General features: G+C 72.6%; 19 protein-coding genes. 11 read left to right on the plus strand and 8 right to left on the minus strand.

All coding sequences use genetic code 11. The features are described from left to right. Positions 1 to 328 precede the first annotated feature (328 nt). Complete coding sequence (locus EF903_RS11365; RefSeq protein WP_125543082.1) at positions 329 to 847, plus strand: hypothetical protein; 519 nt, start codon at positions 329 to 331, stop codon at positions 845 to 847. Between the two features lie 138 nt (positions 848 to 985). Further along, entirely contained in the window at positions 986 to 1,612 is a 627-nt protein-coding gene (locus tag EF903_RS11370; protein WP_125543083.1) for a class F sortase, read from the plus strand. Positions 1,613 to 1,688: 76 nt separating this feature from the next. On the opposite strand, the gene EF903_RS11375 is transcribed toward EF903_RS11370, so the two are convergent. Continuing rightward, on the minus strand, positions 1,689 to 2,465 hold the full coding sequence (locus tag EF903_RS11375) for a TSUP family transporter (RefSeq protein ID WP_125543084.1): 777 nt from the start codon (positions 2,463 to 2,465) through the stop codon (positions 1,689 to 1,691). A 192-nt stretch (positions 2,466 to 2,657) separates the two neighbouring features. Between EF903_RS11375 and EF903_RS11380 the strand changes: the two genes are divergently transcribed. The 3 genes from EF903_RS11380 to nirD are packed head-to-tail and all read left to right on the plus strand — an operon-like array spanning position 2,658 to position 6,909. Further along, positions 2,658 to 4,013 (plus strand): NAD(P)/FAD-dependent oxidoreductase, encoded by a 1,356-nt coding sequence (locus tag EF903_RS11380; RefSeq protein WP_185902618.1) that lies wholly within the window; start codon positions 2,658 to 2,660, stop codon positions 4,011 to 4,013. A 2-nt stretch (positions 4,014 to 4,015) separates the two neighbouring features. Further along, positions 4,016 to 6,565: a nitrite reductase large subunit NirB gene (nirB, locus tag EF903_RS11385; RefSeq protein WP_125543085.1), complete on the plus strand. Its 2,550-nt coding sequence runs from the start codon at positions 4,016 to 4,018 to the stop codon at positions 6,563 to 6,565. After that, entirely contained in the window at positions 6,562 to 6,909 is a 348-nt protein-coding gene (nirD, locus tag EF903_RS11390) for a nitrite reductase small subunit NirD (RefSeq protein WP_114057477.1), read from the plus strand. Before nirB ends, nirD begins: the two co-directional genes overlap by 4 nt. Positions 6,910 to 6,929: 20 nt before the next feature. On the opposite strand, the gene EF903_RS11395 is transcribed toward nirD, so the two are convergent. From EF903_RS11395 to dusB, 4 genes are all read right to left on the minus strand, one after another. Continuing rightward, on the minus strand, positions 6,930 to 7,337 hold the full coding sequence (locus tag EF903_RS11395; protein ID WP_125543086.1) for a VOC family protein: 408 nt from the start codon (positions 7,335 to 7,337) through the stop codon (positions 6,930 to 6,932). A 329-nt stretch (positions 7,338 to 7,666) separates the two neighbouring features. Then, entirely contained in the window at positions 7,667 to 8,725 is a 1,059-nt protein-coding gene (locus tag EF903_RS11400) for a DUF5937 family protein (RefSeq protein ID WP_125543087.1), read from the minus strand. A 387-nt stretch (positions 8,726 to 9,112) separates the two neighbouring features. Then, positions 9,113 to 11,821 carry a pyruvate, phosphate dikinase gene (gene ppdK / locus EF903_RS11405; RefSeq protein WP_125543088.1) on the minus strand — a complete coding sequence of 903 codons (2,709 nt, stop codon included), beginning with the start codon at positions 11,819 to 11,821 and terminating at the stop codon, positions 9,113 to 9,115. A 376-nt stretch (positions 11,822 to 12,197) separates the two neighbouring features. Further along, positions 12,198 to 13,340, minus strand: coding sequence for a tRNA dihydrouridine synthase DusB (dusB, locus tag EF903_RS11410; protein WP_185902619.1), 1,143 nt, complete (start codon positions 13,338 to 13,340; stop codon positions 12,198 to 12,200). Positions 13,341 to 13,561: 221 nt separating this feature from the next. On the opposite strand from dusB, the gene EF903_RS11415 reads away from it, so the two are divergent. Together EF903_RS11415 and EF903_RS11420 are read left to right on the plus strand one after the other, a co-directional pair. Continuing rightward, a complete protein-coding gene (locus EF903_RS11415) occupies positions 13,562 to 14,506 on the plus strand; it encodes an aldo/keto reductase (RefSeq protein ID WP_260615089.1) in 945 nt (314 codons plus the stop codon). 21 nt (positions 14,507 to 14,527) lie between these two features. After that, positions 14,528 to 15,121, plus strand: coding sequence for a TetR family transcriptional regulator (locus EF903_RS11420; RefSeq protein WP_125543091.1), 594 nt, complete (start codon positions 14,528 to 14,530; stop codon positions 15,119 to 15,121). Positions 15,122 to 15,196: 75 nt separating this feature from the next. Here EF903_RS11420 and EF903_RS11425 read toward each other — a convergent pair whose 3' ends face one another. After that, positions 15,197 to 16,579, minus strand: coding sequence for a glycine--tRNA ligase (locus EF903_RS11425; protein WP_125543092.1), 1,383 nt, complete (start codon positions 16,577 to 16,579; stop codon positions 15,197 to 15,199). Positions 16,580 to 16,733: 154 nt separating this feature from the next. Here EF903_RS11425 and EF903_RS11430 point away from each other — a divergent pair, with 154 nt between their 5' ends. From EF903_RS11430 to EF903_RS11445, 4 genes are read left to right on the plus strand one after another with little or no spacing between them, the layout of a single operon-like run. Further along, positions 16,734 to 17,732, plus strand: coding sequence for a metal ABC transporter substrate-binding protein (locus EF903_RS11430; protein WP_185902620.1), 999 nt, complete (start codon positions 16,734 to 16,736; stop codon positions 17,730 to 17,732). 23 nt (positions 17,733 to 17,755) lie between these two features. Beyond that, complete coding sequence (locus tag EF903_RS11435) at positions 17,756 to 18,547, plus strand: metal ABC transporter ATP-binding protein (RefSeq protein WP_125543094.1); 792 nt, start codon at positions 17,756 to 17,758, stop codon at positions 18,545 to 18,547. Further along, complete coding sequence (locus EF903_RS11440) at positions 18,547 to 19,416, plus strand: metal ABC transporter permease (RefSeq protein ID WP_125543095.1); 870 nt, start codon at positions 18,547 to 18,549, stop codon at positions 19,414 to 19,416. Before EF903_RS11435 ends, EF903_RS11440 begins: the two co-directional genes overlap by 1 nt. A 49-nt stretch (positions 19,417 to 19,465) precedes the next feature. After that, complete coding sequence (locus EF903_RS11445) at positions 19,466 to 19,900, plus strand: Fur family transcriptional regulator (protein WP_125543096.1); 435 nt, start codon at positions 19,466 to 19,468, stop codon at positions 19,898 to 19,900. A 120-nt stretch (positions 19,901 to 20,020) separates the two neighbouring features. Here the strand turns inward: EF903_RS11445 and EF903_RS11450 are convergent, their stop codons facing one another. Beyond that, positions 20,021 to 20,848, minus strand: a complete 828-nt coding sequence (locus tag EF903_RS11450) for an isoprenyl transferase (RefSeq protein WP_125543097.1) — start codon at positions 20,846 to 20,848, stop codon at positions 20,021 to 20,023. 11 nt (positions 20,849 to 20,859) lie between these two features. Then, positions 20,860 to 21,606 (minus strand): DNA repair protein RecO, encoded by a 747-nt coding sequence (gene recO, locus EF903_RS11455; protein WP_125543098.1) that lies wholly within the window; start codon positions 21,604 to 21,606, stop codon positions 20,860 to 20,862. Between the last annotated feature and the right edge of the window lie 92 nt (positions 21,607 to 21,698).

The raw sequence follows: 21,698 nt of genomic DNA on the forward strand, positions 1-21,698 counted from the left end.
GGCTCACGGGGGCCTCCCTCGGGTGCGTCGTACGGGTCGGGGCGCGGCCGGACGGGCCGCGCCGCCGGCGGCGGCCCCGGCGGTCCCGGCTCGGGCCGGCCTCCACGGTACGCACCGCGGCCCCGGCCCGGAACGGGGGCCGCGGCTCCGCGTCACCCGGACGGCACCCGTGCGGCGCCCTTCGCCCGATCGGCCCAGCACCCGGCCCGTGACCAGCGCGGACGCCGACGGCCGGGCCGCCGCCTGACGCTGCATCAGCAGGCGGAGGGGGCGCCGGCCGGGTTACCACGGGAGCACGCCCCGTGTCCGCGTGCCACCAGGAGCCGCCATGCGACGCCGCACCGCCCGTGTGCTCACCGCGACCGCGCTCACCGCCGCCGCGGTCGCCTGCCAGTCCGCCGGGGCGGCCGGTTTCGCCCCGGGCGACTTCGCCGTGCTGGAGGTGTGGCCGAAGAAGGCGGCGCCGGGTGCCACGGTCACCGCGAACACGACCGCCTGCGGCTCGGGCGGGCGTGCGGACGGCGACGCCACCATGGTCGGCGGCGGCCGTTTCACGCTGGTCCGGGGCACGCACGAGGAGGTCGCCGTGGGACGGTTCCGGGTCGCCGGCGGCACCCGCCCGGGTACGTACGCCATCGGCGCGACCTGCGCGAACGGCACGTACGCCACCGGGAACCTGGAGGTCTCCGAACGCGGCCCGCAAGGCCACGTCCGCACGGGTGTCGGCGGTGGCACGACCACCGCCGCCGACCCCGCCAAGGTCACGGCGGGAGCGGCCGTCCTGGCCGCGGCCGCCGTCGGCGGTACCTGGCTCCTGCGTCGCCGGGCGAGCGGCACGCGGGGCTGACGGGCGCCCACCGCGGCCCCGGCCGCGGTCCCGACCGGTACCGTCCCCCGTCGCCCTGCCCCGCGAGGTCCCCCCGTTCGCGGGGCCGGGCGACGGCCAGTCCCACGCAGTGCACACCGACCGCCGAGGGGGTCGTCCATGGGCACCGGCCAGGCCGGCCGCGGCGGGATCGTCGCGCTCGCCGCCTGCATCGGCATCTGGCTCGTCGGCAGCGGCTCCGCTCAGCGCGTCGGCCCTCCGCTGCCCTCGCCCGCGGAGGCGCTGGCCGGGGGCGGGCAGCCGGGCTATTCCGGCGGCATCGACGCGCTGCCCGGATCCCCGCCCGTCCGCGTCCGGATCCCCGCGATCGGCGTGGACGCCCCGCTGACCGGGCTCGGGCTCGGCGCCGACGGCAGCCTTGAGGTGCCGCCCCCGGACCGGCGCGACCTGGCGGGCTGGTACCGCGACGGCGCGACCCCCGGCGCGGTGGGCACGGCCCTGGTCGTCGGCCATGTCGACCACGCCTCCGGCCCGGCGGTCTTCTACCGGCTGGGGGCGCTGCGGCGCGGCGCCGCGATCGAGGTGCGGCGGGCCGACGGGCGCACGGCCGTGTTCACGGTCCACGCGGTCGAGGTGTACGACGCCGACCGCTTCCCCGACGCCCGCGTGTACGGGCCGTCGCCGCGCGCCGAGCTGCGGGTGATCACCTGCGGCGGGGACTTCTCGCCGCGCACCGGCTACGAGGGCAACGTGGTCGTCTTCGCGCACCTGACGGGCACGTACTGACGGCGTGCGCGCCCCGCCGCTCCCCGGGGTGGGCGCGCACGGCGCCGCGGGCGGCGGGCTCCGCGGACGGCGGGCCTCAGCCCCACTGCTCGAAGCCGAGCTTGACCACCAGGGCGCCGACGACGCTCAGGAGCACGCCGCGGACGAAGCCGCTGCCCTTCTTCAGCGCCATGCGGGCGCCGACCATGCTCCCGGCCAGGTTGAACACGGCCATCAGCGCGGCCAGCTGCCAGAGCACCATGCCCTGGTAGGCGAACATCGCGAGCGCGCCGGCGTTCGTGCACACATTGACGATCTTCGCGGTGGCGGAGGCGGTGACGAGGTCGAGGTGGAGCAGGGCGGTCAGCGCGAGCACGAGGAAGGTGCCCGTGCCGGGACCGATGAGCCCGTCGTAGAAGCCGATGCCCAGCCCGGCCAGGCCGATGGCGAGCAGGACGCGCTGCCGGCTCACCGGCGAGGCCGACGGGGTGGTGCCGAAGGCGGGCCGGAAGGCGACGAACGCGCCGACGAGGAGGAGTACCGCCATGATCAGCGGGCGGAGGGCGTCCTTGCTGATCCCGCCGGCCAGGGCGGCGCCGCCCGCGGATCCGGCGACGGCGGCCGTGCCGATCTTGAAGGCGAGCTTCACGTCCACGGGCGCCTTGCGCAGGTAGGTCACGGCGGCGCCGGTCGTGCCGACGACCGCGACGGCCTTGTTGGTGCCGAGCACGGTGGCGGGATGGGCGTTCGGCAGGCCGAGCAGCAGGGCCGGCAGGAGGAGCAGGCCGCCGCCGCCCACCACGGCGTCGATCCAGCCCGCCGCGGCGGCCGCCGCACACAGGACGATGAGCATGGTCGTTGATATGTCAGGCACACGAAGACCCTAGGGACGAGGTCGGTGCAGCACCCAACGATCCTCGGAAACTTGCGCAAAGGTTGAGGTTGGGAGCCGTTCCGGCGGCCCGGAGCGGCCTCACGGCGGGTCCGGCGCGGCGCTGAGGCGGGCGTTCCGTTCGGGTAACAAGCGTGATGCCGCGGGGAAACAGCCTCCCCGCACGCTCGTGCCATGACCTCGGAACAGCAGCGCGTGGTGGTGATCGGCGGCGGCCTCGCGGGCCTCAGGCTCGCGGAGCGGCTCGGCGGCTCCCCGGCCGTGCGGGTCGCCGTCCTCGGCGAGGAGCCGCACGTCCCGTACAACCGGGTCCTGCTCGCCGAGGTGCTGGCGGGCCGGTACGCCCCGGAGGTGGCGGCGCTCCCCGAGCCCGGGGCCGTGCTGCGGCGCGGGGTGCGGGCGGTGCGGATCGACCGGGCCGACCGGACGGTGCACTGCGACGACGGCAGCACGGAGCCGTACGACACCCTGGTGCTGGCCACCGGCTCGAACGCGGTGCTGCCGCCGCTGCGCGGCCTGTTCGCCCCCGGCGGCGCGCTCGCCGCGTCGGCCCCGGGCCGGGAACTGCCCGAGGGGGTCCACGCGTTCCGCACCATGGACGACTGCCTCGCCCTGTCGGCGGCGGTGGCGGCCGGACCGGCCGTGCGCGCGGTGGTGATCGGCGGCGGCCTGCTCGGCGTGTCCGCGGCCCGCGCGCTCGCCGAGCGGGGCGCCCAGGTCGTCCTCGCCCAGCAGGGCGAGCGGCTGATGGAGCGCCAGCTGGACGAGGGTGCCGCGGCGCTGCTCCACGCCCACCTCGCCGCCCTGGGCATCGAGATCCACACCGAGTGCCGGGTGCGCGGCCTGACCACCGCCGCCGTCCCGGCCGGATCCGGGGCCGGGCCCGGCCCCGCGGGCCGGCGCCGGGTCACCGGCGTGGAGCTCGCCGACGGCTACCGGCTCGACGCCGACATCGTCGTCCTGGCCTGCGGGGTACGGCCCCGCACCGGCCTGGCCCGCGCGGCCGGCCTGGAGGTCCGCACCGGCATCGTCGTGGACGACCTGCTGCGCACCAGCGACCCGGCGGTGCACGCCATCGGCGACTGCGCCGAGCACGCCGGCCGCGTGTACGGCCTCGCGGGGGCGGCGCTGGAGCAGGCCGACGCCCTCGCCGCCGTCCTGGCCGGCACCCCGCCCGGCCGCCGCCCGCCCCGCGCCGGCGGTCCCGCACCCTCCGCCGCGACCGCGTCCGCGCCGCCGCCGTACACCGGGACGCGCGCCCTCACCCGCCTCACCCTCTCGGCGGGCGGCGAGGGCCCCCTGGACCTCGCCGCCTTCGGCGAGACCGACCCGCTCCCCGGCGACGACGTGCTCCGGCTCTCCGACGCCACCCGCCGCACCTACCGGAAGGTCGTCGTCCGCGGCGACCGCCTCGTCGGCGGCGTCCTCCTCGGCGAACTCTCCAGCGTCGCGGCGCTCGCCCGCAGCTGGGAGGACGAGGAGGCCCTCACCGACCTGTTCCACCTGATCACCGACGACGGAGGCTCCTGATCATGGCCGCACCCACGCCCACCCCCGCCATCGTGCTCATCGGCCACGGCATGGTCGGCCAGCGCTACCTGGAGGCACTCGCCGAGCGCGGGGCCACCGCCACGCACCGGATCACCGTGCTGTGCGAGGAGCCCCGGCCGGCGTACGACCGCGTCCACCTCACCTCGTACTTCTCGGGCACGACCCCGGAGGAGCTGTCCATGGTGCCCGCCGGGTTCATGGAGCAGCACGGCATCGACCTGCGGCTCGGCGACCCCGCCGAGAGCATCGACCGGGAGGCCCGTACCGTCACCTCGCGGTCCGGGAGCGTCATCCCGTACGACGTGCTCGTCCTGGCGACCGGCAGCTACCCCTTCGTGCCGCCCGTGCCGGGCAAGGACGCGCCCGGCTGCTTCGTGTACCGCACCGTCGAGGACCTCCTTGCGATCGAGGAGTACGCCGGCACCCGCACCACCGGCGCCGTCGTCGGCGGCGGGCTCCTCGGCCTCGAGGCGGCCGGCGCCCTCCAGGGCCTCGGGCTCTCCTCCCGCATCGTGGAGTTCGCGCCGCGCCTGATGCCGGTCCAGGTCGACGAGGGCGGCGGTGCGGCCCTGCTGCGCACCATCGAGGGGATGGGCCTGACGGTCCACACGGGCGTCGGCACGCAGGAGGTCCTCACCGGTCCGGACGGGCACGTCCGGGGCATGCTCCTGTCCGACGGCTCCACCGTCGACACCGAGCTCGTCGTCTTCTCGGCGGGCGTCCGGCCCCGCGACCAGCTGGCGCGCGAGGCCGGCCTGTCCGTCGGCGAGCGCGGCGGCATCGCCGTGGACGCCCGCTGCCGCACCTCCGACCCGCACGTGTACGCCATCGGGGAGTGCGCGCTGGCCTCCGACGGCCGCGTGTACGGGCTGGTCGCCCCCGGCTACGAGATGGCCGAGACCGCCGCCGAGGACCTGCTGGGCCGCGACAAGGAGTTCACCGGCGCCGACCTGTCTACCAAGCTCAAGCTCCTCGGCGTGGACGTGGCGTCCTTCGGCGACGCCCACGGCACGACCGCCGGCTGCCTCGACGTCGTCTACTCCGACTCACGCTCCGGCGTCTACAAGAAGCTCGTCGTCTCCCCCGACGGTGTCCTGCTCGGCGGCGTCCTCGTCGGTGACGCCGACTCCTACGGCCTGCTGCGCCCGCTGACCGGCAGCGTGCCGCCCGTCAGCCCCGACCAGCTGGTCCTGCCCGCCGGCCTCGGCCCGGCGACGCAGCTGGGCCCCTCCGCGCTGCCCGACTCCGCGGTGGTCTGCTCCTGCCACAACGTCACGAAGAAGGAGATCACCGCCTGCGCCACGCTGCCCGAGGTCAAGAAGTGCACCAAGGCCGGCACCGGCTGCGGCAGCTGCGTCAAGGTCATCGGCCAGCTGCTGCCCGCCTCCGCCGACAAGGGGCTGTGCGGCTGCTTCCCCTTCACCCGCGCCGAGCTGTACGAGATCGTCCGGACCCGGCGGCTGACCACGTACGAGCAGCTCCTCGACGGGCACGGCCGGGACTCGGCGCGCGGCGGCGACGGCTGCGACGTCTGCAAGCCGGCCGTCGGCTCGATCATCGCGTCCCTCGCGCCGACGCTCGGCGCCAGCGGGTACGTCCTCGACGGCGAGCAGGCCGCCCTGCAGGACACCAACGACCACTTCCTCGCGAACCTCCAGCGCAACGGCTCCTACTCGGTCGTGCCGCGCATCCCGGGCGGGGAGATCAGCCCGGAGAAGCTCATCGTCATCGGCGAGGTCGCCCGGGAGTTCGGCCTCTACACGAAGATCACCGGCGGGCAGCGGATCGACCTGTTCGGGGCGAGCGTGGACCAGCTGCCGCGGATCTGGGCGCGCCTGGTCGACGCCGGCTTCGAGTCCGGGCACGCGTACGGCAAGGCGCTGCGGACCGTGAAGTCCTGCGTGGGGCAGACCTGGTGCCGCTACGGGGTCCAGGACAGCGTGCGGATGGCGATCGACCTGGAGCTGCGCTACCGGGGCCTGCGTGCCCCGCACAAGCTGAAGTCGGCGGTGTCCGGGTGCGCCCGCGAGTGCGCGGAGGCGCAGAGCAAGGACTTCGGGGTGATCGCGACGGCGAACGGCTGGAACCTGTACGTCGGCGGGAACGGCGGGGCCACGCCGCGCCACGCCGACCTCCTCGCCCAGGACCTCTCGGACGCCGAACTGGTGCGGCTCATCGACCGGTTCCTGATGTTCTACATCCGCACCGCCGACCGGCTGGAGCGCACCTCGGCCTGGCTGGACCGGCTGGAGGGCGGCCTGGACCACCTGCGGGACGTGGTGGTGCACGACTCGCTCGGCCTGTGCGCCGAACTGGAGGCGCTGATGGCCGACCACGTCTCGAACTACCGGGACGAATGGGCCGAGACGCTGGAGGACCCCGAGCGGCTGCGCCGGTTCGTCTCGTTCGTCAACGCGCCCGGCGCCCCGGACCCCACGGTCCGGTTCGTGCCCGAGCGCGACCAGGTCAAGCCCGACCTGGCCGTACTGGACCGGCAGCTGCCGCTGGAAGTTGTGGGAGGCACCCGATGATGACCGTGGAACTCAAGGTGGACGAGGGCTGGCTGACGGTGTGCGAGCTGTCCGAGATGACGCCCGGGCGGGGGGTGGCGGTGCTGCTGCCCGACGGGGGCCAGGCCGCGGTGTTCCTCGGCCGCTCGGGGTGGACGTACGCCGTCGACAACCGGGACCCGTTCACGGGGGCGTCGGTGCTCTCCCGGGGACTGGTCGGCTGCGTGGAGGGCAGGCCGTTCGTGGCCTCGCCGCTGCTGAAGCAGCGCTTCGACCTGGAGACGGGCCGGTGCCTGGACGACGAGGAGGTGGCGGTCCGGACCTACCCGGTGCGGACCGCCGCCACCTCGACCGCCGTCGCCTGAGGGCCGGCCGCCCGGCCGGCTCAGCCCTGGACGGCGGCCGGGTCCATCCACATGATCTCCCAGGTGTGGCCGTCGAGGTCCTCGAAGGCCCTGCCGTACATGACGCCGTGGTCCTGGGCGGGCCGCGGCTCGGAGGCCCCCGCGGCGAGGGCGGCGCCGACGAGGGCGTCGACCTCGTCGCGGCTGCCCGCGCTCAGGCAGAGCAGCGCCTCGGTGCTGGTGGAGGTGTCCGTGATCGCCTTGTGGGTGAACTCCTTGAAGCGGGCCTCGGTCAGCAGCATGGCGTGGATCGTGTCGCTGATCACCAGGCAGGCGCACCGGTCGTCGCTGAACTGCGGGTTGCAGGAGTAGCCGACCTTCTCCCAGAACGCCTTGGCCGCGTCGAGGTCCTTGACCGGCAGGTTCACGAAGATCATGGTGGCGGGCATCGCGGTTCCTCTTCCCTCGTGCGGCGCGCGGCCTGTCCGGCGCCGTCGGAAGGTGGACCGGGGGGCCGCGGAGAACTCATCGCTCCCCGCGGAACTTTTTTCCGGACCGTCCGCGGGGCCGGGGACCGGTCACGCACAGCTGCCGGGCGGCGGGCATGCCCGGACGCGGGGGCGATGCGGGACCACCGGCCCGTGTGTCCGGAAATCGACCCCGCTGCACCGGCTGTGCGCCGCTATCCGAACGCCGCGCCGCGTAAATCGGTGCCCGGGGGCCCGTACGGCGCCCCGCCCCGGACCGCGGCGGTCCGGGGGCCGGGCACTCGCGCCCGCTAAGAGGCGACCGCGCCGCCCTTGAGGAGGGCGGCCCCGAGGGGCGTCACCGTGTGCAGCACGGCATTTCCCCGGCGCAGCGTGGTGACCAGCCCGGCCTCCCGCATGACGCACGCGTGCTGGCTCGCCGAAGCGAGGGAAACACCCGCCCGGCGGGCGAGTTCGCTGGTGGTCGCCCCGTCGCCGATGGCGCGCAGGACGACGGAACGCGTGTGCCCGACGAGTTTGCCGAGGGTGCGCTGGCGCTGCTCCTCCAAGGGGCGAATCGATTCGCTTCCGGTGGCCGCCGAGACGAGCTGCGCCGCGGCCGGGTAGACCAGCACCGGCGGCAGCTCCGGGTCGTGCAGCGTGACGGCGGTGCGCCGGCAGAAGAACGACGGCTGGAGCAGCAGCCCGCGCCCGCAGAGCCGCACGTCGCGGTCGACGGGGTAGTCGCACTCCAGGACGGGCGCCCTCCAGCGCAGCATCGGCGGCAGCGACGCGAGCAGCTCGTCCGCGCCGCCGTCGAGCAGGGCGCGGCCCCGGGCGGCCCGCTCGGCTTCGATCTGGGCCTGTATGTGGGTCCAGTACGGGGCCACGGCGGCGCGGTGGTAGCCGCGCAGCTCGGCGAGGAGCCGCGGCAGGTGCGCCTCGGTGTCGTCCATCAGCTCCCGCAGCCGCCGGGGTACGGCGCTGTCGGCACCCGCGGAGGCGCCGGCGCCCGGCGGCATGCCGAAGGCCGCGCCCACGCGCGCGCCGGTCCCGAGCAGGGCGAGCTCCCGCCGGATCCGCTCGGCCTCCAGGCCGCGCAGCGCGTCGAGGCCCACGTCCCAGCCGTACTGCCCCTCGGCCGGTGTCAGGAAATCCGGGAAATAGCCGCGGCTCGGTATGAGCGCGCCGAGCAAGCGTGTTTCACTATTCAACCTGCTCCGGGTTTCCGTACGCCAATCACCGAAGAGACGCGCATCACGCCGGTCTCTTAAGCGGTGAAAACTCAGAATCGTTTCCCACAACGCATCGGGACGCCCTGCCATCCGTACGCGTGCCAGGTCCACTCCAGTGAAATGGATACGCAGCACCGAACCCCCACCTGTGCAACCGCAATCCCCCCGCCCCACGAGTATGCACGCCGTCACACGACGTCACCACGCCCTTTCGGCCACAGTTGAAACCCCTTTCGGCGAGGGCGTGACAACCGAAATGCTGTACTCCGCCAGGCACACTCCGGCGCGACCGAAACGCTCCGTGAAGGCCGTGGGGGGCTTTGCGGGGCCTGGCGGTCGGTCGCACCGGGAAGCGCCGACGTGCCTGGCGGATTGCCGGCAGGCGGTGGACGGGTGGGGATCCGTCCACCGCCTGCTGGCGTAAGGATTTGTTGAACGGCAAAAGAATTGCCCGCCTGCCCTCGGGGGTCAGGGAACCCGGGGGCAGGCGGACGGTCTCGGGCGGCCTTCGGGCCGCACGGGTCAGCGGCTGTCGCTGCCGGCGGACTCGGCGGCCGCGCGGCCGGCCTCCAGGCGCGCCACCGGAATCCGGAAGGGCGAGCAGGAGACGTAGTCCAGGCCGACCTCGTGGAAGAAGTGGACCGACTCCGGGTCGCCGCCGTGCTCGCCGCAGACGCCGAGCTTCAGGTCGGGGCGGGTGGCCCGGCCGGCCTCGACGGCGCTGCGGACCAGGGAGCCGACGCCGTCCTTGTCGATGGTCTCGAAGGGCGAGACTCCGAAGATGCCCTTCTCCAGGTAGGCGGTGAAGAAGCTGGCCTCGACGTCGTCGCGGGAGAAGCCCCACACGGTCTGGGTCAGGTCGTTCGTGCCGAAGGAGAAGAACTGCGCGGCCTCGGCGATCTGGGCGGCGGTCAGCGCGGCGCGGGGCAGCTCGATCATCGTGCCGATGGTCAGCTTGAGGCTGGTGCCGGTGGCGGCCTCGACCTCGGCGATGATCGCGTCGGCCTCCTCGCGGACGATCTCCAGCTCCTGGACGGTGCCCACGAGCGGAATCATGATCTCGGCGCGCGGGTCGCCCTTGGCGTCCTTGCGTACGGCCGCGGCCTCGGCGATCGCCCGTACCTGCATGGCGAACAGGCCGGGGATGACCAGGCCGAGGCGGACGCCGCGCAGGCCCAGCATCGGGTTCTGCTCGTGCAGCTTGTGGACGGCCTGGAGCAGGCGCAGGTCGTTCTCGTTGTGGTCCTTGCGGGCCTCGGCGAGGGCGACGCGCACCGACAGCTCGGTGATGTCGGGCAGGAACTCGTGCAGCGGCGGGTCGAGCAGGCGGACGGTGACGGGCAGGCCGTCCATCGCCTCGAACAGCTCGATGAAGTCCTTCTTCTGCAGCGGCAGGAGCTCGGCGAGGGCGGCCTCGCGCTCGCCTTCGGTGTCCGCGAGGATCAGGCGCTCGACCATCTCGCGGCGCTCACCGAGGAACATGTGCTCGGTGCGGCACAGGCCGATGCCCTGGGCGCCGAAGCGGCGGGCGCGCAGCGCGTCCTCGGCGTTGTCGGCGTTGGCGCGGACGCGCAGGCGGCGCACGCGGTCGGCGTAGGCCATGATCCGGTGGACGGCCTGGACGAGTTCGTCGGCGTCGTCGGCGCCGGCGTGCATGCGGCCCTCGAAGTACTCGACGACCGGCGACGGCACGACGGGCACCTCGCCGAGGTACACCTTGCCGGTGGAGCCGTCGATGGAGACGACGTCGCCCTCCTCGATGACCCGGTCGCCGGCCGTCATGCGGCGCCGCTTGGTGTCGACGTCGAGCTCCTCGGCGCCGCAGACGCAGGTCTTGCCCATCCCGCGGGCGACGACGGCGGCGTGCGAGGTCTTGCCGCCGCGCGAGGTGAGGATGCCCTCGGAGGCGATCATGCCGTCGAGGTCGTCCGGGTTGGTCTCGCGGCGGATCAGGATGACCTTCTCGCCGGAGCGGGACCACTTGACGGCCGTGTAGGAGTCGAAGACGGCCTTGCCGACCGCGGCGCCCGGGGAGGCGGCGATGCCGCGGCCGAGGAGCTCGGTCTTCGCGTTCTCGTCGAAGCGCGGGAACATCAGCTGCGCGAGCTGGGCCCCGTTGACGCGCTGGAGGGCCTCGGCCTCGTCGATCAGGCCCTGGTCGACGAGCTGCGTGGCGATGCGGAAGGCGGCGCCGGCGGTGCGCTTGCCGACACGGGTCTGGAGCATCCACAGCTGGCCGCGCTCGATCGTGAACTCGATGTCGCAGAGGTCCTTGTAGTGGGTCTCCAGCGTCTCCATGATCTGCATCAGCTGGTCGTAGGACTTCTTGTCCAGCTGCTCCAGGTCGGAGAGGGGGACGGTGTTGCGGATGCCCGCGACGACGTCCTCGCCCTGCGCGTTCTGCAGGTAGTCGCCGTAGACGCCCTGGTGGCCGCTGGCGGGGTCGCGGGTGAAGGCGACGCCGGTGCCGGAGTCGGGGCCGAGGTTGCCGAAGACCATCGAGCAGACGTTGACGGCGGTGCCGAGGTCGCCCGGGATGCGCTCCTGGCGGCGGTAGAGCTTGGCGCGGTCGGTGTTCCAGGAGTTGAAGACCGCCTCGACGGCGAGGTCGAGCTGCTCGCGGGCGTCCTGCGGAAACTCGCGGCCGGCCTCCTTCGCGACGATCTTCTTGAAGACCTTGACGAGCTTCTTCAGGTCGGCGGCGTCGAGGTCGGTGTCGACGGTGACCTTCTTGGCCTCCTTGGCGGCGTCGAGCGCCTCCTCGAAGAGCTCGCCGTCGACGCCGAGGACGGTCTTGCCGAACATCTGGATGAGGCGGCGGTAGGAGTCCCACGCGAAGCGCTCGTTGTCGGCCTGGGCGGCCAGGCCCACGACGGAGGCGTCGGAGAGGCCGATGTTGAGGACCGTGTCCATCATGCCGGGCATGGAGAACTTGGCGCCGGAGCGGACGGAGACCAGCAGCGGGTCGTCGGACTGGCCGAGCTTCTTGCCCATCTTGGCCTCGAGGGCGGCCAGGTGGGCGCTCACCTCGTCGCGGAGCTCGGCCGGGGCCGCGCCGCTGTCGAGGTAGACCTTGCAGGCCTCGGTCGTGATGGTGAAGCCGGGAGGGACCGGAAGACCCAGGTTGGTCATCTCGGCGAGGTTGGCTCCCTTGCCGCCGAGAAGGTCCTTGAGGTCGCGGTTCCCCTCGGTGAAGTCGTAGACGAACTTCTGGTTCTTGTTTTCCGACACGGGTCTCGACTCCTCGAGGACTCGGTGGCTGCCCTGACGGCGAGGAACATACCCAGATCGAAGGCTTCTGGGTACGTCCACTTGGCCGTCATGAGCCTGTAACCACCCGCTCGCCACCAGATCGAAAGTAACTGATGGGTAGCCCGAACATACGAAGAGCGTTCACCTCCCGAAGGGGAAGGAGCCCACTGAGGCGTGTTCACGCTCGGATGAGCGATCATCGATACATTTGCGTTCAAGAGTTGAACAAACAAAGGGTGGCACCCAGTGCCACCCTTTGGAAGTCTTAGCCGTGATTTTCGCGCTCATGTGAGCGCAACCCCACCCATGCGTGGCGTATGTCACGCCGCCGACGGCATAGTTTGTCAGCTGGTTCTCACCCTCCGGACGTGTCCAGTTCGGCGTCCTCGGTCACACCGGCGCAGTCGTACGGGTCCTTCAGCCAGCCGTCGGGGAGGACAACCCGGTTGTTTCCGGACGTCCGGCCCCGCGGGCCGTCCGCCCCCTCCGGCCACGGCTGGTCCAGGTCGAGCTCGCTCAGATGAGCGTCGAGTTCGGCCAGGGACGAGGCGACGGCGAGCTTCTGGCGCATCCCGGAACCGACCGAGAAGCCCTTCAGGTACCAGGCCACGTGCTTACGGAAGTCGATCACCCCGCGGGACTCGTCGCCGATCCACTCCCCCAGCAGCCGGGCGTGCCGGACCATGGTCGCCGCGACCTCGCGCAGCGAGGGCCGGTGGAAGTCCTCCGGGCGGCCCTCGAAGGCCGCGACCAGGTCGTTGAACAGCCACGGGCGGCCCAGGCAGCCGCGCCCGACGACCACGCCGTCGCAGCCGGTCTCGCGCACCATGCGCAGCGCGTCCTCCGCGCACCAGATGTCGCCGTTGCCGAGGACGGGGATCTCCGGGACGTGCTCCTTCAGCCGCGCGATGGCCTCCCAGTCGGCGGTGCCGCCGTAGTGCTGGGCGGTGGTGCGGCCGTGCAGCGCGATGGCGGTGACGCCCTCCTCCACGGCGATGCGGCCGGCGTCGAGGTAGGTGAGGTGGTCGTCGTCGATGCCCTTGCGCATTTTCATGGTGACCGGCGTGTCGCCGGCGCCGGCGACCGCCTCGCGGAGGATCGCCCGCAGCAGGTTCCGCTTGTAGGGCAGGGCGGAGCCGCCGCCCTTGCGCGTGACCTTGGGGACGGGGCAGCCGAAGTTCAGGTCGATGTGGTCGGCGCGGTCCTCCTCGACGATCATGCGGACCGCCTTGCCGACCGTGGCGGGGTCGACCCCGTACAGCTGGATCGACCGGGGCTTCTCCGACTCGTCGAAGCGGATCAGCTGCATGGTCTTGTCGTTGCGCTCGACCAGCGCCCGCGTGGTGATCATCTCGCTCACGAACAGCCCCTTGCCGCCGCTGAACTCCCTGCAGAGCGTGCGGAACGGGGCGTTGGTGATGCCGGCCATGGGCGCGAGCACCACGGGGGGCTGCACGGTGTGCGGGCCGATCGCGAGGGGCGGGGGGAGCGTGGTCATGCCCCCCATTGTCGCCCAGCCGGCCCGCGCGTCGCCGATACGGGTGACAGATATTGAAATCTGTCACCCGTCATGTCATTCTCGTTTGCATGACGACGAACCAGAGCACTTCCGCGACCACGACGACCACGGCGACCGCGACCGCTGCGGCTGCCTCCGGCGGGCCCCTGCGGCGGCTCGGCTCGACCGGGCCCGCCGTCTTCCCCCTGGGGCTGGGCTGTATGGGCATGTCCGCGCTGTACGGGGAGGCCGACCGCGGCGAGTCGCTGGCGACGATCCACGCCGCGCTCGACGCCGGCGTGACCCTGCTCGACACGGGCGACTTCTACGGCATGGGCCACAACGAGCTGCTGATCGGCGAAGCCCTGCGCACCGCCCCCGCGGCCGCGCGGGAGCGGGCGCTGACCAGCGTGAAGTTCGGCGCGCTGCGCACGGTCGAGGGCGGCTTCACGGGGTACGACGGCCGCCCCGAGGCGGTGCGGAACTTCCTGGCCTACTCGCTGCAACGGCTGGGCCGGGACCACATCGACATCTACCGCATCGCCCGCGTGGACCCGGCGGTGCCGATCGAGGAGACGGTCGGCGCGATCGCCGAGGCCGTCGAAGCGGGGCACGTGCGGCACATCGGCCTGTCGGAGGTCGGAGCGGACACCCTGCGCCGGGCCGCGGCGGTGGCGCCGATCGCGGACCTCCAGATCGAGTACTCGCTGATATCCCGCGGAATCGAGCGGGAGATCCTGCCGACCGCCCGGGAACTCGGGATAGGCGTCACGGCGTACGGGGTCCTCTCCCGCGGCCTGATCAGCGGGCACTTCACGCGCGACCGCGAACTGGCCCCGGGCGACTTCCGGGGGATGAGCCCCCGCTTCCAGGGCGAGAACCTCGACCGCAACCTCGGCCTGGTCGAGGCCCTGCGCGAGGTGGCCGACGGCAAGGGCGTCAGTGTGGCCCAGACCGCCATCGCCTGGGTGCTCTCCCGCGGCGAGGACATCGTGCCGCTGGTGGGGGCCCGTCGCCGGGACCGGCTCGCCGAGGCACTGGGTGCCATGGAGGTGGAGCTGTCGGCAGCCGACCTCGCGGCCGTCGAGGAGGCGGTACCGGCGGGAGCCGCGGCCGGCGAGCGCTACCCGGCTGCGCAGATGGCCCACCTGGACAGCGAGCACTGAGTCGGCGGTACGGTCGTACCCATGTCACCCGCTGCCGCCGAGCCCCTGACCCCCGAGCGCATCCTGGAGACCACCGAGGAGGTGCTGCGCCGCTACGGCCCGGCCAAGGCGACCGTGGTCGACGTGGCGAGGGCCCTGGGAGTCAGCCACGGCAGCGTGTACCGGCACTTCCCCTCGAAGGCCGCCCTGCGCGAGGCGGTGACGGAGCGCTGGCTCGGCAAGACGGTCGGGCGCCTGGAGGAGATCGCCTCGGACGGCGCGGGGAGCGCCCCCTCCAAGCTGGAGGCGTGGCTGGAGGCACTGTTCGACGCCAAGCGCCACAAGGCGGGCGACGACCCGGAGCTGTTCGCGACGTACACGGTGCTGCTCGCCGAGAACAGCGGGGTCGTGGAGGCGCACCTGGCCGAGCTGGTCGAGCAGTTGGGGCGGATCATCGCGGAGGGGGTGGAGGCGGGCTCGCTCGACGTGGCGGACGTGCCTGCCGCGGCCCGCGCCGTGTTCGACGCCACCGGCCGCTTCCACGACCCGCAGTACGCGGCCGAGTGGACCTCCCCGACGATCGGCCGCGAGTTCGAGGCGGTCACGGCCCTGGTGATCCGCGGCCTGCGCGCCTGAAGCGCCCGGCCCCCGGAAGACGGCGGTGGCCCGGTGCGCGGCATGCGCACCGGGCCACCGTCCGGGTGGCGGGCCCTAGCAGCCGAGGAGGCGGGTGGCCAGGTAGGTCTGGATCTGGTCCAGGGAGACGCGCTCCTGCTTCATGGTGTCGCGCTCGCGGACGGTCACCGCGTTGTCGTCGAGGGTGTCGAAGTCGACGGTGACGCAGAACGGCGTGCCGATCTCGTCCTGGCGGCGGTAGCGGCGGCCGATGGCGCCCGCGTCGTCGAACTCGATGTTCCAGTTCTTGCGCAGGTCGGCGGCGAGGCCCTTGGCCTTCGGCGACAGCTGCGCGTTGCGGGACAGCGGCAGGACGGCGACCTTGACCGGGGCCAGGCGCGGGTCGAGGCGCATCACGGTGCGCTTCTCCATGACGCCCTTGGCGTTCGGGGCCTCGTCCTCGTTGTACGCGTCGAGCATGAAGGCGAGCATGGCGCGGTTCACGCCGGCCGCGGGCTCGATGACGTACGGGGTGTAGCGCTCACCGGCCTCCTGGTCGAAGAAGGTGAGGTCCTGGCCGGAGGCGGCGGAGTGGGCCTTGAGGTCGTAGTCCGTGCGGTTGGCGATGCCCTCCAGCTCGGAGAACTCGCTGCCGCCGAAGTTGAAGCGGTACTCGATGTCGGCGGTGCGCTTCGAGTAGTGGGACAGCTTCTCCTTCGGGTGCTCGTACCAGCGGATGTTCTCCTCGCGGATGCCGAGGCCGCGGTACCAGTTCCACCGCTCCTGCATCCAGTACTCCTGCCACTGCTCGTCCTCGCCCGGCTTGACGAAGAACTCCATCTCCATCTGCTCGAACTCGCGGGTGCGGAAGATGAAGTTGCCGGGCGTGATCTCGTTGCGGAAGGACTTGCCCATCTGCGCGATGCCGAAGGGCGGCTTCTTGCGCGAGGAGGTCTGCACCAGGGCGAAGTTGGTGAAGATGCCCTGGGCGGTCTCGGGGCGCAGGTACGCCTTGGAGCCGGTGTCCTGGGTCGGGCCGAGGTGGGTCTCCAGCATGCCGGAGAACTGCTTCGGCTCGGTGAACTGGCCCTTCACGCCGCAGTGGGGGCAGTTCACGTCGGCCAGGCCGTTCTCGGGGAGGCGGCCGTGCTTGGCCTCGTACGCCTCCTCGAGGTGGTCGGCGCGGTGGCGCTTGTGGCAGGCGGTGCACTCGGTGAGCGGGTCGGAGAACGTCGCGACGTGGCCCGAGGCCACCCAGACCTCGGGGGCCAGGATCACGGACGAGTCGAGGCCGACGATGTCCTCACGCCCGGTCACCATCGCCTTCCACCACTGGCGCTTGATGTTCTCCTTGAGCTCGACACCCAGCGGACCGTAGTCCCAGGCAGCCCGGGAGCCGCCGTAGATCTCACTGCACGGGTAAACGAAGCCACGGCGCTTGCTCAGGCTGACGATGGTTTCGATCTTGTCGGCGGCCACGGTGCTCTCTTCATTACGAGGACGAACGCGAATGCCTCAGGTTACCGGCGCCCGCACCCCCTCCATCAAATCGGTTCCCCTTCCATGGTGCCCCCGGGAGGCCGCAGCCAGGGCTTTTTGACAACGGTTTCCATATTTGATGAAAATGGATGTCATGAACGTACGCCGCCTCATACCCACCGCCGCCCTCGCCGGGGCCGCCGCGCTCGCCGTCCCGGCCCTGACCGCCTGCTCCGGCACCTCCTCCGCCGGCGCCGCGGACGGCCGGCTCGCCGTGACGGCGTCGTTCTACCCCATGCAGTTCCTCGCCGAGCAGATCGGCGGGGACCGCGTCCAGGTGACCTCCCTGACCAAGCCGGGCGTCGAGCCGCACGACCTGGAGATCACCCCCAAGCAGACCGCGCAGCTCGGGGAGTCGGACGTCGTCCTCTACCTCAAGGGCCTCCAGCCCGCCGTCGACGAGGCCGTCGCCCAGGCCGGCGTGAAGAACACCGTCGACGCCGCGACCCTCACCAAGCTCGACGCCCACGGCGCCGGGGGCCACGACCACGAGGGCGCGCACGGTGAGGAAGCCGGCCACTCCGAGGAGGCCGGCCATTCCGAGGGCGACGGCCACGGCCACGGCGAGGCCGGCGGCGATCCGCACGTCTGGCTCGACCCGGCCAAGTACGCCGAGATCGCCAAGGGCGTCGGTGCGGCCCTGGAGAAGGCGGACCCCGGCCACGCCGCCGACTACCGCAAGAACACCGACGAGCTGGTCGGCAAACTGACCGCCCTCGACACGGAGTTCAAGGACGGCCTGAAGAACACCGCCACCCGGACCTTCATCACCACCCACGCCGCCTTCGGCTACCTCGCCGAGCGCTACGGCCTCGACCAGGAGGGCATCTCCGGCGTCGACCCCGAGTCCGAGCCCAGCCCGGCCCGGATGAAGGAGCTCCAGGAGCGCGCGCGGAAGGAGAACGTCACCACGGTGTTCTTCGAGACCCTGGCCAGCGACAAGACCGCCAAGTCCCTCGCCGCCGACACCGGCCTGAAGACCGACGTCCTCGACCCGCTCGAGGGAATCACCGGCAAGTCCCAGGGCGCTGACTACTTCGAGGTCATGCGGTCCAACCTGAAGAACCTCCAGAAGGCCCTCGGGGCCAAGTGATGACGTCGACGGAGGCGCCCCCCATGGAGTCCAAGCCCGCGGAGCCGGCGCAGCAGCCGGTCATCTCCCTGCGCGGCGCAGTCGCCTCGCTCGGCTCGCGCCCCGTCCTGCGCGGCGTCGACCTTGCGGTGCGCCGCGGCGAGGTCGTCGCCCTGCTCGGCGCCAACGGCTCCGGGAAGTCGACGGCCGTGCGCGCCGTCGTCGGCCAGGTTCCGCTGTCGGGCGGCGAGCTGTCGCTGTTCGGCACCCCCTTCCGGCGCTTCCGGGACTGGTCCCGCATCGGGTACGTGCCCCAGCGCACCACCGCGGCGAGCGGCGTCCCGGCGACGGTGCGCGAGGTCGTCTCCGCGGGCCGGCTCGCCCGCACCCGCTTCGGGCTCCTGCGCAAGGCCGACAAGGAGGCCGTCGGGCGCGCCCTGGCCCTGGTCGACATGGACGGGTACGCCGACGCGTCCGTGGGCGCCCTCTCCGGCGGCCAGCACCAGCGCGTCCTGATCGCCCGCGCCCTGGCCGCCGAGCCCGAGCTGCTGATCATGGACGAGCCGATGGCCGGCGTGGACCTCGCCAACCAGGAGGTCCTCGCGAACGCCGTCCGACAGCAGGTCGCCGCCGGCACGACCGTCCTGCTCGTCCTGCACGAGCTCGGCCCGCTGGAGCCGCTGATCGACCGCGCGGTCGTCCTGCGCGACGGCTGCGTCGTCCACGACGGCGCGCCCCCGGAGGCCGTGGGCCAGCACGCCCTGCCCGGCCACGACCACGTACACCCCCACGCGGCGCACGACGCCGAACCCCTGCGGACCGGACTGCTGAGCTGATGGACCTCCTGAACTACGCCTTCATGCAGCGGGCCCTGCTCGCCGCCGTCCTGGTGGGCCTGACCGCCCCCGCCATCGGCACCTACCTCGTCCAGCGCCGCCAGGCGGTCATGGGCGACGGCATCGGGCACGTGGCCCTGACGGGCGTCGCGCTCGGCTTCCTGCTGAACGCCAGCCCGGTCTGGCTCGCGACCCTGGTGGCGGTCCTCGGCGCGGTCGGCATGGAGCTCATCCGCTCGCGTGGCCGGACCAGCGGCGACATCGCCCTGGCGATGCTCTTCTACGGCGGCCTGGCCGGCGGCGTCATGATCATCAACCTGGCTCCGGGCGGCTCCACGAGCAACCTGACCAGCTACCTCTTCGGCTCGATCACCACCGTCTCGGCCGAGGACATCACGGCCGTCGTCGTCCTCGCCGCGTTCGTGCTCGCCGTGACGCTGGGCCTGCGCCGGCAGCTGTTCGCCGTCTGCCAGGACGAGGAGTTCGCCCGGGTCACCGGCCTGCCGGTGCGGCTGCTGAACCTGCTGCTGGCGGTCACGGCGGCCGTCACGGTGACCGTCGCCATGCGCATCGTCGGCCTGCTTCTCGTCAGCGCCATGATGGTGATCCCCGTCGCGGCGGCCCAGCGCGTCACCCGCGGATTCGCCGCCACCCTGGGGGCCGCGATGGGCATTGGCGTCCTCGTCTCGCTCTCCGGCACCGTGGCCACGTACTACATCGACGCCCCCTCCGGCGGCACCATCGTGCTCCTGGCCATCGCCGTCTTCACGGTCCTCACGGCGGTGTCCGCGCCGCTGGCCCGGCGCCGGGCCGAGGCGGCCCGCGCCGCCGAAGAGGTCTGTACGCGCGACGACGTGAAGGTCCGGTAGCGGCGGCCGCCTGGCACAATTGGGCCGAGGCCGATACGAGGAGGAACCGGTGGCGACTGCGCCTGGCGAGACGAATACCGCGCCAGTACGAGGGCGATCCACCCGGCAGCGGGCGGCGGTGGCGGCCGCGCTGGACGAGGTGGACGAGTTCCGCAGCGCCCAGGAGCTGCACGACATGCTCCGGCACCGCGGCGACTCCGTGGGCCTGACCACCGTCTACCGCACCCTCCAGTCCCTGGCGGACGCCGGCGAGGTCGACGTGCTGCGCACCAGCGACGGCGAGTCCGTCTACCGGCGCTGCTCCACCGGGGACCACCACCACCACCTGGTGTGCCGCGGCTGCGGCAAGGCGGTCGAGGTGGAGGGCCCGGCCGTCGAGAAGTGGGCCGAGTCGATCGCGGCCGAGCACGGCTTCGTGAACGTCGCCCACACCGTCGAGATCTTCGGCACCTGCGCCGACTGCGCGGCCGCGGCCGCCTCCTGAGCGCGGTCCGGGTCGCTTTCCGGCCGCGGGGCCGGGGCGATCCGGACGACTTCACAGCACACGGCGCAGGGCCCGCCCCCCGGGATTCCGGGGGCGGGCCCTGCGCCGTGTCCGCGACGGTCAGCCGGCGGCGCCGCCCGGCTCCACCTGGTTCGGGACGGCACCGCCGAAGCGGCGGTCGCGCTGGGCGTACTCCAGGCAGGCCTGCCACAGGTTGCGGCGGTCGAAGTCCGGCCACAGCACGTCCTGGAAGACCATCTCGGCGTACGCGCTCTGCCAGAGCAGGTAGTTCGAGGTGCGCTGCTCGCCGCTGGGGCGCAGGAACAGGTCGACGTCCGGCATGTCCGGGTAGTAGATGTACTTCGCGAAGGTCTTCTCGTTGACCTTCGACGGGTCCAGCCTCCCGGCGGCCACGTCCCGCGCTATGGCCTGCGCCGCGTCGGCGATCTCGGCACGGCCGCCGTAGTTGACGCAGAAGTACAGCGTCATCTTGTCGTTGTCGACGGTCTGCTCCTGGGCCACCTGGAGCTCCTGGACGACGGACTTCCACATCTTGGGCATGCGGCCGACCCAGCGGATGCGGATGCCCAGCTCGTCCATCTCGTCGCGGCGGCGGCGGATGACGTCGCGGTTGAAGTTCATCAGGAAGCGGACCTCTTCGGGGGAGCGCTTCCAGTTCTCCGTCGAGAAGGCGTACAGCGAGAGGTTCTTCACGCCCATCTCGATGCAGCCCTTGAGGACGTCGAGGACGACGCCCTCGCCGACCTTGTGGCCCTCGGTGCGGGGCAGCCCGCGCTCCTTGGCCCAGCGGCCGTTGCCGTCCATGACGATCGCGACGTGGTTGGGGACCAGCTCGCCGGGGATCTTCGGCGGGCGCGCACCGGACGGGTGCGGCTCCGGAACCTTGTACTCGCGGCGAGAGCGTCCCAGAATCCCGCGTCGTGCCATGTGCCCAGCTCCTATTTCTCGACGTAACGCAGCGAGCGTAGCCCGCGCTCCAGATGCCAGTGCAAATAGGCCGAGACGAGCCCGCTGCCCTCCCGCACGTGGCGTGCCTCGCACGCGTCGGCGTACCCCCAGTCGCCCGTCAGCAGGGCGCTGAGCAGGGCGACGGCTTCCGACGAGGGTACGACGCTGCCTGCCACCCGGCAGTCGCCGCAGACGACCCCGCCCGCGGCGACGGAGAAGTGCCGGTTCGGGCCGTGGATGCCGCACTTCGCGCAGTCCTCGAAGCTGGGCGCGTAGCCGTTGACGGCGAGGGAGCGCAGCAGGAAGGCGTCGAGGATGAGGTTCGGCTGGTGCTCGCCCCGGGAGAGGGTCCGCAGGGCGCCGACGAGCAGCAGGTACTGCTGGACGGCGGGCTCGCCCTCGTTCTCGGTGAACCGCTCGGCGGTCTCCAGCATCGCGGTGCCGGCCGTGTAGCGGGCGTAGTCGGTGACGATGCCGTTGCCGTACGGGGAGATGATCTCGGTCTGTGTGCAGAGCGGCAGGCTGCGGCCCACCAGGTCGCTGCCGCGGGCGAAGAACTGGACGTCGGCGTGGGAGAAGGGTTCCAGCCCGGCGCCGAACTTCGACTTGGTGCGGCGTACGCCGCGGGCGACGGCCCGCACCCGTCCGTGGCCGCGGGTCAGCAGCGTGATGATGCGGTCCGCCTCGCCGAGCTTCTGGGTGCGCAGCACGATGCCGTCGTCGCGGAACAGACTCATGCGCCCATTGTCGCCTGTGCGGGTGCGGCGGCGGCCCCCCGCCCCGGAGCCGGTCCGGGACGGGGGGCGCCGCGGCCCGGGGGGTCAGGGGG

This window comes from Streptomyces sp. WAC05292 (assembly GCF_003949955.1).
Classification (GTDB): Bacteria; Actinomycetota; Actinomycetes; order Streptomycetales; family Streptomycetaceae; genus Streptomyces; species Streptomyces globosus.